Annotated in this window: 14 protein-coding genes; 13 read left to right on the top strand and 1 reads right to left on the bottom strand. The window is 47.8% G+C overall.

What is annotated here, in order from left to right:
- Positions 1-2 precede the first annotated feature (2 nt).
- From ACI48J_RS07165 to ACI48J_RS07190, 6 genes are all read left to right on the top strand, one after another.
- A complete protein-coding gene (locus ACI48J_RS07165; RefSeq protein WP_023554899.1) occupies positions 3-611 on the top strand; it encodes a DUF4194 domain-containing protein in 609 nt (202 codons plus the stop codon).
- Positions 580-4,035: an ATP-binding protein gene (locus tag ACI48J_RS07170; protein WP_405082289.1), complete on the top strand. Its 3,456-nt coding sequence runs from the start codon at positions 580-582 to the stop codon at positions 4,033-4,035. The genes ACI48J_RS07165 and ACI48J_RS07170 overlap by 32 nt, the downstream gene beginning before the upstream one ends.
- 24 nt (positions 4,036-4,059) lie before the next feature.
- On the top strand, positions 4,060-5,334 hold the full coding sequence (locus tag ACI48J_RS07175) for a Wadjet anti-phage system protein JetD domain-containing protein (protein WP_028407040.1): 1,275 nt from the start codon (positions 4,060-4,062) through the stop codon (positions 5,332-5,334).
- Positions 5,335-5,680: 346 nt separating this feature from the next.
- Positions 5,681-5,917 (top strand): hypothetical protein, encoded by a 237-nt coding sequence (locus tag ACI48J_RS07180; protein ID WP_023554896.1) that lies wholly within the window; start codon positions 5,681-5,683, stop codon positions 5,915-5,917.
- Entirely contained in the window at positions 5,901-6,167 is a 267-nt protein-coding gene (locus ACI48J_RS07185) for a type II toxin-antitoxin system RelE/ParE family toxin (RefSeq protein ID WP_023554895.1), read from the top strand. The genes ACI48J_RS07180 and ACI48J_RS07185 overlap by 17 nt, the downstream gene beginning before the upstream one ends.
- A gap of 217 nt (positions 6,168-6,384) precedes the next feature.
- On the top strand, positions 6,385-6,654 hold the full coding sequence (locus tag ACI48J_RS07190; protein WP_074730222.1) for a hypothetical protein: 270 nt from the start codon (positions 6,385-6,387) through the stop codon (positions 6,652-6,654).
- A 223-nt stretch (positions 6,655-6,877) separates the two neighbouring features.
- Here ACI48J_RS07190 and ACI48J_RS07195 read toward each other — a convergent pair whose 3' ends face one another.
- Positions 6,878-8,071, bottom strand: coding sequence for a transposase (locus ACI48J_RS07195; RefSeq protein ID WP_405082290.1), 1,194 nt, complete (start codon positions 8,069-8,071; stop codon positions 6,878-6,880).
- A 346-nt stretch (positions 8,072-8,417) separates the two neighbouring features.
- On the opposite strand from ACI48J_RS07195, the gene ACI48J_RS07200 reads away from it, so the two are divergent.
- The 7 genes from ACI48J_RS07200 to ACI48J_RS07230 all read left to right on the top strand — a co-directional run bounded on the left by ACI48J_RS07200 (position 8,418) and on the right by ACI48J_RS07230 (position 13,531).
- A complete protein-coding gene (locus ACI48J_RS07200) occupies positions 8,418-8,573 on the top strand; it encodes a hypothetical protein (protein WP_157462203.1) in 156 nt (51 codons plus the stop codon).
- 88 nt (positions 8,574-8,661) lie between these two features.
- Positions 8,662-9,795 carry a DUF6155 family protein gene (locus tag ACI48J_RS07205; RefSeq protein ID WP_019537554.1) on the top strand — a complete coding sequence of 378 codons (1,134 nt, stop codon included), beginning with the start codon at positions 8,662-8,664 and terminating at the stop codon, positions 9,793-9,795.
- 12 nt (positions 9,796-9,807) lie between these two features.
- Positions 9,808-10,446, top strand: a complete 639-nt coding sequence (locus ACI48J_RS07210) for a UPF0158 family protein (RefSeq protein WP_007781149.1) — start codon at positions 9,808-9,810, stop codon at positions 10,444-10,446.
- Between the two features lie 28 nt (positions 10,447-10,474).
- Complete coding sequence (locus ACI48J_RS07215) at positions 10,475-10,771, top strand: hypothetical protein (RefSeq protein WP_209844419.1); 297 nt, start codon at positions 10,475-10,477, stop codon at positions 10,769-10,771.
- Positions 10,772-10,949: 178 nt separating this feature from the next.
- On the top strand, positions 10,950-12,623 hold the full coding sequence (locus tag ACI48J_RS07220; protein ID WP_405083191.1) for an SWIM zinc finger domain-containing protein: 1,674 nt from the start codon (positions 10,950-10,952) through the stop codon (positions 12,621-12,623).
- Positions 12,624-12,774: 151 nt separating this feature from the next.
- Positions 12,775-12,954, top strand: a complete 180-nt coding sequence (locus tag ACI48J_RS07225; RefSeq protein WP_019537557.1) for a hypothetical protein — start codon at positions 12,775-12,777, stop codon at positions 12,952-12,954.
- Positions 12,947-13,531, top strand: coding sequence for a zeta toxin family protein (locus ACI48J_RS07230; protein WP_240353108.1), 585 nt, complete (start codon positions 12,947-12,949; stop codon positions 13,529-13,531). The genes ACI48J_RS07225 and ACI48J_RS07230 overlap by 8 nt, the downstream gene beginning before the upstream one ends.
- Positions 13,532-13,653: the final 122 nt, after the last annotated feature.

The raw sequence follows: 13,653 nt of genomic DNA on the forward strand, positions 1-13,653 counted from the left end.
TCATGATGTTTCAAGATTTGAGCGACTCTGAACAATCGAAGGTCAAAGAAGTAATCCAGCGACTCATGGAGGTTAACCTTCTGATCAAAGACAAGGACCGGGAGTTGTATGCGACAATTCGTCGCTACCGTACCGCGTTGGAGGGCTATTATCGATTCCTTGGTTGGGAACTTGTCGTGGACGAGCGGCATGAATGCGTCTATCTGCATATTCCCGATGGCCGTCTTCGCCGTAGGCTTGACCGGGAACAGACACTATGGCTGCTGGTGCTGCGCTTACTATATGAGGAGAAGAGGCAAGGCCTATCGCTGGCGGATTATCCTATGATTACCCTTTATGAAATTCGCAGCAAGTACGAGACGTTCCGGCTGGAATGGGTAAACCGTACCGCATTGGACAGGCTGGTTAGATTGTGTGTACAGGCCCAATTGATTGAACCGCTGGATTCCGACATTCGTTCCGATGATGCCCGGTTCAAGCTGTTCCATACTTGGATCTATATGATTCAGACGGATGAGATGCAGTCGTTACTTGATAAGCTAGAATTGTACCTGACGAACGCGGAGGGAGGATTGCTGGATGAAATGGATGAAGCGGCTGCGTCTGATTAACTGGCATTATTTCAAGGACGAGGAGCTGGAATTCGGAAAACAGACGTTGATCACTGGACAGAACGCCGCGGGAAAATCGACGATTATTGACGCGCTGCAGGTGCTTTTCGTTGCTGATCATCGAATGATCAAGTTCAATGCGGCTGCACACGATGACGCCAAACGCAGCTTTATCAATTATCTTAGGGGAAAAATCGGCAGCGACGAGCGCTCCTTTTTGAGGGACGGCGATTTTACGACTTATATTGCAGCTGAATTCCGGGACGAGGACCGTAAGGAATGGTTCGTTGTCGGGGTAGCGATTGATGTATACCGAGGAAGCACGACCGGGGAAGAAGAGTATTTCATTTTGTCAGATCGGCGGTTGGATGATTTGCAGTTTGTCAAATCCAACGGCCAGCTGCTTAATCGAGACGAATTCCGCAAGCGCTACGGTGGGGAAAGCGTCAGGGTCAGCGGGCTCTCCGGAAAAAAGGCTTTGTTTGAAAGGAACAAGACCAACTATCAGAAAGCCTTACTCGCCCGGATGGGACAGCTTCATGATCGGTTTTTCACAATATTCACCAAAGCGCTCTCGTTCAAGCCGATCCAGAATATCCGTGCTTTTGTCAACGATTATATACTCGACCGAAAAGAGCTGCAGTTGGATTTGATGCGGCAAAATTTCGAGATCCACGAACGGTATCGCCAGGAGCTGGAGCATCTTCAGGAGAAGAAGCTGCACCTGCAATCCATACGTGAGTGTTATGCCCAGTATGCCAAATACAAGGAGACTGCCATTGAGCAGGATTATGTGATCCGGCGCTTGAAAGCGGATTACGAGAGTGAGAATCTGGAGCAGACCGAACGGGACAATGTCCGGCTGGAAGAAGAGCTGCGACAGCTTGCGGATGATATTGACCTTGCCGCCCGGTTGCAGGCGGAAGCCCGGGACAAGCAGCAGGATGCTTACCAGCGCTGGCAGAACCATGCTGCGGAGAAGCGCAAGAAAGAGCTGCACGAGGACATTGCCCGGCTCACCGCTCAACAGAGCGAGGGAGAGAGGCTCTTGCTCACGTATCGGAGACAAATTGAACGGGAGCTTCAGCTATTGGCGAACTTGTACGATTGGCCGGACAATCCGTACTGGACATGGAAGCCTGGAGAGAGGGAGACGCTTCGCAGTTATCAGGAGAGCCTGGCGCGTCTTGACGCTGTGGCACGTTGCGGAATCATTGAAGTCCATGAGGAAGAAGAGTGGACACGGGATCTGGCTGAGATTGGAGAAGGTCTAACGGCGTGGCGTGACAGGATGCTCGTTCAACATAACCAGTTGCAGGAAAAGCTGGGTGAAACGGACGCTCGAATCGAAGAGTTAAGAACGATCATTCGTGATCTGGAGCAGCAGAAGCGCAGCTATGCCGAACCGGTGCGCCAGTTGAAGGGCATCTTGGAGGAACGGCTGCGGGGCCGCTCGGCGGTTTGGGTGTTTTGCGAGCACATGGAGCTCAAGGAAGAGCTTTGGCGTAATGCGGTGGAAGGGTATTTGAACACCCAGCACTTCGATCTGTTGGTTGAACCGGAATGTTTCGCAGAGGCATTGTCTATTTATGAAAGGGAGAAGCGAACCTATCGGCTGGAAGGCGTCGGTCTCGTCGATACGGAGAAGGAGAAGCGGTATTTGGGAACGGCCGTAATCGGTTCCCTGGCACTCGAGCTGCAGGCGGAGCATCCCGTAATCCAGGCGCACGTCGAGCATTTGCTGGGCAAGGTGATGAAGGCTGCAAACGAGCAGGAACTGCGACACCATCGTACAGCGGTGACCCAATCATGCATGGTTTACAACAACCTGGTAGCCCGGCAGATGCGCAAGGAGCAATACGAGGTTCCGTTCATAGGCGCCAAAGCGATCGCCCGCCAGTTGGAAATCCGCCGCTCCGAGCTGGTGTCTGCCCAGGACGAACGGCGCATGCTGTATGCTTGGGGTGAACACCTTTCCGAATGGATCGGCAAATTGAAGGAAACGGGCTGTACCAAGCTTGCCGACCATCTTGGCCTGATGCGGCATATCCACGAATGCTCGGAAATGCTGTTGCAGAAGACAGAGGAACTGAATGGTCTCGATTTCAGCGAAGCGGAGCGGCTGCAGGCGGAGTATGAGCAGTGGAAGAAGGATGAACAGAAGTGGCAACAAAAATGGGGATCCTTACTCCAAAAGCAAACGGAAACCGAATCGAAAAAGTCCGAAGCGGAAGGAAAGCTGCACTTGCTTCGGATTAAGGTGCAAGAGTACGAAGCCGCAGGGTGGAATTGGATCAATGAGCACGGCAGCGAGCGGGAAGCGGGAGCGATGCAAAGATACGAAGAAGCATGCAATTCGTCCGCCTCCACTTGGCAGAAAATCCAAAATTGGGAAGGCAGCTGGAAGGGTCAGCAGACACTGCGCGACAGCCAGTTCAACAAGCTGCAATTAATGCGGCAAAAATATAATATCGATCAAAATTTTATCGCCGACATCCAGAAGGTCACGAACGAGGATTACGATCGGCTGCTTGAAACGATCGAACACCTGAATATTCCGGAATATCAGGATAAAGTTGCGGCGGCTTTGAAAGAATCGGAAGAGGAGTTCAAGTCCCACTTTATTTTTCGGTTAAGGGAAGCGATCGAGATGGCCCGTAGGGAGTTTCACGAGCTGAACTATGCGCTGAGGCATTTTCCTTTTTCCGACGACAAGTATCATTTTGAGGTTTCCCCTAGTGAACGTTACAAGCGCTTCTATGATGCCGTGATGGATCCCATGCTTTTGGAAAAGGGTTCATTGTTCGAATTACCGGACAATGATCGTACCGAGGTTCTGCATGAGTTGTTCGATCTTCTGGTCAAAGGTGAGGCCGGACAATTGGAGGAGTTCTCGGACTATCGGCAATACTTGGATTTCGATATTATCGTAACATCCGGCAACGGCAAATACCGCTTCTCGCAAGTGCTGAAGGAGAAATCGGGAGGCGAGACGCAGACACCGTTCTATATTGCGATATTGGCTTCCTTCCACCACTTATATTCCGGAAAAAGCACGCGGCTTGTCATTTTCGATGAAGCGTTCAATAAAATGGACGAGCAGCGGATTCAATCCAGTCTGCGGTTGATTAAGCAAATGGGTCTGCAGCTGATTGCCGCCGTTCCCGATGAGAAGATGCAGCATATGGCTCCTGAGGTGTCCACCACGCTGTTCGTCAGCAAGCATAACTACCAGTGTTATGTAGACATGATTGACAAATGGGACAACGGGGCGGAAGACGAGATGGCGAGAGCGGGAGCCGTGGAAATAGCGGAATATGAGGCTGAGGCGGCTGCCGCATCGAATTTATCGAACGTTGACAACGGGAAATCCCCCTCAGCCGATGATGCGGATGAAGGAAACGGTCAAGGCTTTTTATTCTAGATTTTATGGTAAGGGGTGATCTGCTTGGAGATTCATGAAACGCCATATAAATCCAAATTTGTCTCCCAGCTGCTAAACCTCCTGTTGGACAAATACGAGTTAAGCCAGTCTTTTGTAACCGGGCAGCCTTCCAAGCAAAGGCCGCAGCTATCTCTTAACAAAAGTCCATTCTGGCAAGATTATACAGACGAAATGGATTTCCGTAAACGAATTTGGATCAACGAAGCAGCTTCCGAGTTGGAGCGGCTCGGACTTGTTGAACTCAATTGGGCCCGGTTTCGCACCGGCGAGCAGTTGGAAAGAATCTATCTGCGATGGAGTGAGTTGAAGACGGCTTATCGCGTTGCGGGGCGGATGCCGAAGCGGGACAAGCTGGAACGCTTGCGGCACATCCTTACTCCCTTATCCCGCCATCCTTGGGAATGGGTCAGGGTGTGGTCTGAACAAGCCGATGTATCGCTAGCCGAAGGTAAAACTGCCCACCTGGAGGTGGACGATCCAGAGGGGTATAAGGATCTTGTTTGTGTATTGCTGGAGCTTCCTAGGCTCGAGCGAGCCGTTCCAATAAGATTACTTAGCCAGAAGCTGTTCAAGGACTCCAAGCACATGGAAAGAAACGTTCAACGAAGGTTGCTTTCGCTCGCCAAGCAGGCATCAGGAGAGGAGCGTGAAACCGAGGAAGAATGGCTTGATTTCCTCGGGGTGGCCAAAAATCCACAAATTGTGCTGGTAAGCGGGCCTCTTTCATTCCGTACTACCGACAGTCGTAAGGTTGATATTGGAGTGTTTGCCGGTGGGGTTGGCTTATCGGATAAAACGGTGGAAGAAATGTATCAAGTGCAAACAGTTGCCACTCGGATAGTAACAATTGAAAACTTGGCGACTTATCATCTGTGGCTCGAACACGCTTCCGAGCTCCGTGACACAGAGCTTGTTCTATATACCGGGGGATTTCCCCATCGGTCATTGCAATCCTTTTTGTGTAGACTGGCAGAGCATTTGGCCTCGGCATCGGAAAAGAACATTGAAGTGTATCATTGGGGTGATATTGATCTGGGAGGAATCCGGATTTTTGAATACCTGCGGAAGAAATTCTTTTCTAATCTGAGGCCCATGCTAATGGATGCGGAGACGCTTCTTCGTTACGAGTCCTCAGCGGCGTCAATCAGCGATGAATATGCCGGAAAGCTTGAGGAGGCTCTAAAGGATACCCGACTGACCCATTGGAGGCAGGTGCTGCAAACGATGCTTGATCGAAGGATACGCTTGGAACAGGAAAGTATTGTGGAATTGGATTAAAGAAGAAAACAATGGACATTAACTTTCTGACTTTTTGTTATGGAGGAAAACCAGACCACTCATCTTTGACGAGGGGTTCAGGTAACGTTCTTGTATTCACGAATCCGAGAACCTTAAGGCAGCGTAGCTGCCGGCCGCGACGCGGTTAGGTTCGCAGGGTTGTCTGCATGAATCTTCTCCCCCGAAATGCCTCGGGCAGACCAAGGGCCGTATGGCCCGAAGCGTGAATACGGTGTTAGCTGATGTTGCTGACTACCTTGAAATAGCCCGTACGATCTTTATGAAATTTCATTAAGTACGTGTTATAATAAAATTAATTTAGCCTTTCTAGATAGGGGTTGATCGAATGGCAGTTTCAAAAGATCATTTGAACAAATTAATTCAACAATTACCTGAAGAAGCCCTTCCAATCGCTGCTGATTTCTTGGAAAAATTAGTCACAAATAAAGAGTATCGTCATATCCCTTGGGATGATGAGCCAACTACTCAAGATGATATTGAAGCAATTAAAAAAGCTAAAGAATCCTTTAGACGTGGCGAGAGTATTAAACTTAAGGATGTTATCGATGACTTACTCAATTGAGTTCTATAAAGATGCTCTTAAGTATTTACAAAAATTAGATAGGACGAATCGTATTCGAATTACTCAACATCTACAAATTCTCTGTGAAGACCCTTATCATCCAGAGCTCGATATCAAAAGGATGCAAGGAACAATGGACGAATATCGATTACGAGTGGGTTCTTATCGAATTATTTATTCAGTTGAGAATGATAAGTTACTTATCCAAGTAATTAAAATTGGCTCTCGTGGTGATGTATATAAATCTTAACTTCTAGGTCTATTCTTACAGGGTAGGCCTTTTTACTTTTCTTCAGATCTTCAGCAATTTCAGCTAACGGCGCGGTTTGCGAAGTAAGGGTGGACGAGCTACATGGGCGATATGCCGGTCCGTGGGGACCGGTTTTCTGCTTCTACAGGATTCGGGGCGGTTTATGTTATACTGGTGATAAAAGAGCGGAAAAGCTTATGACATGGGGTGACATCGAATGGAAAAGGTCAATTCACCGGAAGAGTTGATGGAGAACATATCGAATATGAGCCGCGACAACTCCGTGTACCACTTTCATATTCCAGGAAAGGGAAAGTTCACTCTCGTCTTGCAAGAGGAAGAGCAGCGGTCCATTCAAGCTGACGTTGAGTCTAATCCGGAATTGAAGGTCATGATTGAACAAAGCAGGAAGGAATTCAAGCTTGGCAAAGCCTTGAGCACATCGGAGTTACTGAAATCCTTATCTCCCGAGGACTTTCGATCATGAACCGCGTAGTTTTATGGTCTCCGGCAGTAAGCTCCCCCAGTTTCGCAGCGAGTGATTTTCTCCCGAGAAAACGTATGATTTCATATAATTGAGTGTTTTGCATAATTCCGTTTCAGAGAAGAAGCGATAGCATATTCACTGTCGTTAAGGGGTAATTTTCGAAAATGGTATTATATGGATGAAGAAAAGGGCAGACTTGCAGAATTTTAGAACAGCTCGTTTTTTAAGCGGCAGCCCGTTTTGAATGATGAGAAACGGCGAGCGCAGATGCAAGCAGAACAATGGCATTCAAATACTGGTGAGTTGTGACTTTTTGAATGCCCCGGACATGTGCGGCGTCTGCCGTCAAATAGGTTTTCAATCGGGAGTTGCAGCGTTCTACGCTGGTTCGTTCATTGTAAAGTTCCTTCCAACGCTTTGTATCCCGATGAGGGATGCTGTATCGCCGGAGATCATCCTTCGCATTTACTTTGACGACCATTCCATAGTTTGAAGACGAGCAGGCAGCCATGCCAAGCGGACAGTCGACTTTACCCGTGGCATGCGGGCAGCGAAATTTATGCATATCGCCGTCAACTCCCCAGTATGTCATCGCATAACCCATGGAACAGCACGGTGTTCCGTTCGAGGTCATGCCAGCAGGCGGTTCCTTCTCCCCCCGAAGATTAAGGGGAATGATGGCTTGTGCCTTGACGTTGCGGGCGGCCTCATAAACTTTCATTTGGTCATAGCCCGCATCGAGTATGAAAAATCGTGTGCTCGTCCTGGACGCTGTTTTCTCGATCAGGCCCGGCGCCATTTCTCCATCATTGACATGCGCCGGCGTTACTTCCAAGGCGATCGGCAATTCACCTTTCGTATCGACCGCCAGATGAATTTTGTAACCAAACCATGTGATTTTATTGCCGAAGGAATCAATTTTTGCGCCCCAGTTCGCATTACCCGTTTGCTCGCTTTTGCGTTTGGGCTGCTTTTTCTCGTAAGCGCAGAGAGCGGCGCTGTCTATGGCGACGTTACTGCCTTCTATGATACCTTCCTGCTGACAGCGTGTGACCAAATCCTCAAAAAGCCGTTTTGCCAAGTCCTTTCTCGTCAGTTCTGAGAAGACTCGGCTTAATGTGGATATGGAAGGAGCTTCTCGATCCAGCGGAAGACCACACTGATAACGAAACCGGAGATCCGTATCCAAACGCTTATGCAACCCTGAAAAGGTACTTATTCCTTCAAGCGGCGCAGCCAAGAGTGCTCGTAGAATACCTTGTCTGCAGTATCCCTCAGCGCCTCGGGGTGAACGGCTTCTCAGTTCCTTGGCATACGGTCTCAGATCGAGAGAGCTGAAGAAGATCGGCAATCTCTCTTTGGGTTGAATTTTTAAAAGTTCTTCGAAGGAAAACAGACATTCTTGGAGAATATACAAAGTGACTTCCTCCATCCTTGAGGTTTTTGGGTTTGGTCACTTGAAAACTTCTCAAAGTTGGGGTGAAGTCCCTTTTTTATGTCCGAAAATCCTTACGGCTCAAGGCCTCAGATTACTGCAAAACGCTCAATTATTCATTCTTGAAACAGAAGCTATACTCACCAATCCCATTATAGGCAAAGCTTATACTGAGGAAGACAGACCTATGCGGGACTGTCGCGTATCATTGTGAAGAGGTCTAGGATTTCTTTTGAACAGCAGGAGAATGAAGTTTAGAATGTTCCTGTTTTGTTTCCCGGAGAGAAATGAAAATGATTGCTCAGATTTATAATTGGGAGGAGAACAGTTGGCTATGCCCCTGCCAAATAAGTTGGACCGACAAATGTCTGAGGATGAATGCAGCATTGACGATATCCTAGAATCGGCTGGAGTTTTAACTCCGGAACAAGCTGCGCATTTGACTGATGAAATCAAAAGGATGCGCGAAGAAGAATGGGAATGAATCTAAATAGCCTACCCATTGTAATTCCAACCGGGATACAGTGGGTTTGTTTATATACTCGGAATACTTAAAAGGAGAACAGACGATCATGCTTTATAGATGCAGAATCGAACTGAATGAGATTGCCCCGAAGATTTGGCGGGAGTTTCAATTTCATCCGGACGTGACGTTTCATCAGCTTCACAAAATCATCCAATCGGTCATGGGTTGGGAAAATTACCATTTATACGAGTTTCATGTGAAAGAAAAGGTGATCGGTCTGCCCGATCCGACATTCGAGCATATAGAAGACCGCGAGGTGCTGAATGCACGGAGGGAAATCGTTCAGAAGCATGTTCACGAAGAAAACACCGTATTTACATACGTGTATGATTTTGGAGATGATTGGCAGCACACGGTTACGTTGATCAAAATCGACGCATCGACATCCGACCCGGCACCCTTGTGTCTAGATGGTGCCCGCGGCTGTCCGCAGGAAGATGTGGGAGGCGTGTGGGGGCATCAGCATATGCTGGAAGTACTGCTTACTCCCAATCATCCGGAGCGGGATCATTTTATAGGCTGGGTTCGAGAAGGATATGATCCCGAACATTTCTCCTGCGAAGAAGTGAATCAGGAGCTTGAGCGGCAGAAGGACAAGCTGATCCCCAAGTCACTGGTTAAGCGGCCGGTAGGGAAAAAGCCTGTGAAGCTGACGAAGTCTGCTCTGAATAAGCATCTGAAGCAGCTAAATAGCGACCAGCTTATCGATTTGGTGAAGGCTTGTTATGGCGCCAGCAAAGATATGGAGAAGTTTCTTGCTGTAAGAATACTGGGCGATGAAGCAGTAGAGTCTCTCTTTCAAGAGTATTGCAAGAAGGTTGAGAAAGAGTTTTTCCCTGAGCGGGGATTTGGCAAGCTGAGACTCCAGGAAGCGAAACATGCGATTTCGGAATTCGAGAGATTGACTGGAAATTCCAGGTACGCCCTGGAATTGAAGCTGGTCTACGTTGAAAATGGAGTTGATTTCACCCTAAGCTACGGGGATATTGATGAACGCTTCTACTACAGCATGGTGTCCATGTATGCCGATATCATTGATCAAGTAAATGAAGATGAAACAGCCGAGTTGTTCGACGAATTCGAGGAACGTCTCGAAGCCGTTGTTTCGAAAACAGAAGGGATCGGCTGGGGTTTTCATGACAATTTGGCTAATCTGCACGCTCAAATAAGATGGATTTAGGTGGGGAACTTAATGCGCGGCAGGAAGAAAAATAAGCGGACCGGTCAGAAAGCGGAATTCACGGGGCTGTTGGAGCAAGACGAGAATTTCTATTTTATCGCCGGATATACGGATGGAGGCTTCCCGTATGGAATCACGTGGGAGGAGTATGAGGCGGAACAACGCGGCGAGTTGATCAAAGCGACAGTAGCTGAGGGAGAACCTATGAAAGAATTGAAATTGACCAAGCAGCAGTTTCAGGAGATTGTGGATGCATACGACATGTACGTAGAAGGAATAGAGTCCTTCCTGAATATCGAAACTGGAGATGTTGTCATGTTGCGAACGTTTGACCGGGATGAAGAGGACGAAGAATTAAGCGAGATCATTGAAGAAGGCTTTAATGAAATTTACTTTCGGATACCGAAACGGGAGTCGGATGAAGGATATACCGACATGGTTGATTTTGCGGAAACGGTTGAAGATAAAAAGCTGCAATCCACTTTGATGCACATATTAAGCGGCGGCAAGAGAATATTCCGAAGATTCAAGGATGCGTTATCTTCCGACAGCGAGCAGTTAGAGCGGTATTACCAGTTTGTTGAAGAGCAGAATCGCAAACGTGTTTCTGATTGGTTCGAATCCATTGAAGTGAAGTTGATTCTCGAGTAATAAAGAAATGTTTGGGCAGGGGATACCGGTGAAACGTTCTTCAAGACAGACGATGATTAAGCTGTATGCTCAAGCGGTCATTTCGGAACTTCAACAATTAGGTTATCCCAATGATCAAGCTAACGCAGTCTTTTTTCGACACTATCGAGACATGAAACGCTTATTTGGTCTTGAGCAGAATGTATGCGATTTTGCAAAGATGATTGATGAATTTGAACGTGCCATGCAGAAGAAGCATGACCCGAGTGATCCCAATTCAATTGCTGTTGGCCATCTAAACCACTTGGCTAAAACATACATCCTTAAGCATAAAAGCAACAAATGAGCAGGATTATTTTCCAAATGGCAACCGATATACGACCTGTGTCGCTGTCACCATTTCTAAAAGATGAATATGTCGACGCTGCGGCAGATCAACATATTTTCTTCTTCACCACTGAGCGATCTTATCAGGTGTTCATCGACTATTGGAATTCCAAGATGGAAAGAAGCATCCAAAGGGGGTGGTCCTCTTGAATTTATCCGATTTTTCCAGATACATAGATCCTGCAGTTGTACACAGAGGGAAGGAATACGCGTTCGAAGGACGGGTAATTTCCTTGAAGTCCATTGCCGATGAAAAGTACACTGCGGTTGTGCGCGGGTACGAGGATTATGAGGTTTATGTAAGGCTAGACAACGAGAACAACATAATGGAATCGGAATGCGATTGTCCGTACGATTTTGGACCGGTATGCAAGCATCAAGTCGCCGTATTCCTCGAGCTTAAGAATAGAGAAGCAGACGGGGTATCTTCACCGGAACCGTCTCTCCGGCAACTGTTGGAAGCAGAGAGCAAGGAGAAATTAATCGAATTGCTGCTCTCGATTGCATCGGATTCATATACCGCGGAAGAGCGCATCAGACTCCACTTGTCGAAAAGGGGCGCGGATCAGGAGTTGGACGCCTGCCGACGGTTGATTCGATCCTACATTGACACATATTCGGATGATCATGGTTTTGTGTCTTGGCGGAACGTAAGCCGCGCGGTGGAAGGTGCGGAGATCGTCGCTGAAAAGGCTCTCTCCGCCTTCGATGAAGAGGAATGGTTGCACGGGCTGGCGATTCTGTTTTGCATCATCGAAGAGATGATTGAATTATTGCAGTCCGCCGACGATTCGGGCGGTGGTGTCGGGATCGTGATTGAAAGCTGTCTGGAATCGATCTTCAAGCTGGTTCAGGATCGCCATCCTATTCCGGCGGAGGAACGCATGAAGATTTTCCGCCGGTTGTTGGAGGAGACACACCAGCCTTATTACGACGGGTGGTCGGATTGGCAGCTCGCGCTCCTCGAGGCGGCGGGCGCGCTGATCGAGTCGGAACAGATGCAACATCAATGGGATGATGCGGCGGATTCGCTCCTGGGTCATACGTCCGGAAGCAATTGGTCGCGGAAGTACACAGACGAGCGGGTAACTGTGCTCCGATATGGTCAAATTTTGGAACGTTCAGGTGAAGAACAGGCGAAAGCTTATTTGGTTAAACATCTGCATTTCCCGGAAATTCGGGAGATTGCGATTCGAGCGGCGCTTGAGCAAGGCGATGCCGAGGAAGCGATCCGATTGGCGGCGGCCGGGGAAGCTCAAGATCAGGGGCTGCCGGGGCTCGTCTATCGCTGGAAGAAATATCGATATGAGGCATACCATCGCACAGGACAAGTCGAACAGCAACGGAAACTCGGGATGGAGCTGATCATGAACGGAGAATATGATTATTACCGGTCCGTGAAGGATACATTTTCGGATGAGGGAGAATGGTCCTTGTATCTGCAAGATATGTTAGATCAATTGGAGCAGAGCCCGAGGGGAGAGCATACGTATACCCAAATTCTGGTGGGAGAGGAGATGTTCGTACGGCTTTTGGAACATGTCCGCAAGGCACCTTACCGAATTGAATCGTTCTATGAGCAATTGCTTCCGCATTACCCGGAGGAGGTGAAGGCGCTTTTCGTGGCATATATCGAATTCCGGGCGGATCAATCCAGAGACAGGCGAGATTACGCCGATGTTTGCCGGATCATTCGAATGCTTCAACAGGTTGGCGGGCGGAAAGAAGCGTTCACTGTCACACAAAAATTGTTAACCAGGTTTCCGCGAAGACCGGCTTTCCGGGAGGAGTTGGGGAAGATCCGTTTTTGAACTTTATAATGGAATAAGAAGTCACGCGGTTTGTGCACAGCGGATTTTTTTGTGATGAGGGTGGACAAACCGGTATGCGAAACCTGTAATTTTGATCATAATCGAATATGTTATAATAATGTCTAAATGGAGACGGATTCGGTGGTGATCAATGATGGATCGTGTTCAAGATTTGCAAAAACTGATCAAACTTACGGGCGATCGCGCGAAACTGGATGCAAAAGCGAACGGGACTTACATTGTCTATCAAACGGAAAAAGGCCAGATTGTCAAAGAATATTCAAACGGTGTGATCGAGCCAATCGACAATCCTGGGGTTCATCATGAATGAGTACTCCACAGTGATGGTTGTATTCGCCGGCAATAACGGCAGCGGCAAAAGCACCATTCGCAATTTGATAGTGGACAGGCTTGGTATCAGTGTCAATATAGATCCCGACGCTTTAGCTCGCGGCATTGATTCTGACCATCCGGATCGCCGCAAAGTATCCGCAGGCAAAGAAGCGATTAAACTTGCGAGAGATTGTATCCATCATAAACGCGATTTTTCTGTAGAAACGACTTTGGCCGGCGGTAATGCGATAAGACTGATACGGGAAGCCAAGGCGAACGGCTTTGAAGTGACGATGTTTTATGTGGGTCTAAATGATGTTCGGCTCAATATCGAACGTGTTGCCGCCAGAGTTCGAAACGGCGGACATCATATACCGACTGAAGACATCATTCGGAGACAAACCACATCCATGCAAAATCTGCTAACTCATATCCATCTCATTGATCATTTGATTGTGATTGATAATAGCGAAGTTTCCGGTAAAATCGTTATGCAAGCTGAACATAGTATTTTAAAATATCAGGCCGAATCTCTTCCAAAATGGGTGCATAAGATCAAGGATCAGTTACATTGATTATGGAGAATCATATGAAGTTTGAAATTAGCAAATCTATGGAAAACAAAATTAATAATTGGGATAAATGTGAACCCAAAGATGTAACGGGAGCAAAGTTTGCGTACATATTTATACCAACA

The organism is Paenibacillus chitinolyticus, assembly GCF_045038035.1.
GTDB lineage: Bacteria > Bacillota > Bacilli > Paenibacillales > NBRC-103111 > Paenibacillus_F > Paenibacillus_F chitinolyticus_A.

Coding starts and splice junctions, on each gene's coding strand:
- ACI48J_RS07165 (WP_023554899.1), top strand. CDS start 3: ATGATGTTTCAAGATTTGAGCGACTCTGAACAATCGAAGGTCAAAGAA.
- ACI48J_RS07170 (WP_405082289.1), top strand. CDS start 580: ATGAAATGGATGAAGCGGCTGCGTCTGATTAACTGGCATTATTTCAAG.
- ACI48J_RS07180 (WP_023554896.1), top strand. CDS start 5,681: ATGGCAGTTTCAAAAGATCATTTGAACAAATTAATTCAACAATTACCT.
- ACI48J_RS07185 (WP_023554895.1), top strand. CDS start 5,901: ATGACTTACTCAATTGAGTTCTATAAAGATGCTCTTAAGTATTTACAA.
- ACI48J_RS07190 (WP_074730222.1), top strand. CDS start 6,385: ATGGAAAAGGTCAATTCACCGGAAGAGTTGATGGAGAACATATCGAAT.
- ACI48J_RS07205 (WP_019537554.1), top strand. CDS start 8,662: ATGCTTTATAGATGCAGAATCGAACTGAATGAGATTGCCCCGAAGATT.
- ACI48J_RS07210 (WP_007781149.1), top strand. CDS start 9,808: ATGCGCGGCAGGAAGAAAAATAAGCGGACCGGTCAGAAAGCGGAATTC.
- ACI48J_RS07225 (WP_019537557.1), top strand. CDS start 12,775: ATGATGGATCGTGTTCAAGATTTGCAAAAACTGATCAAACTTACGGGC.
- ACI48J_RS07230 (WP_240353108.1), top strand. CDS start 12,947: ATGAATGAGTACTCCACAGTGATGGTTGTATTCGCCGGCAATAACGGC.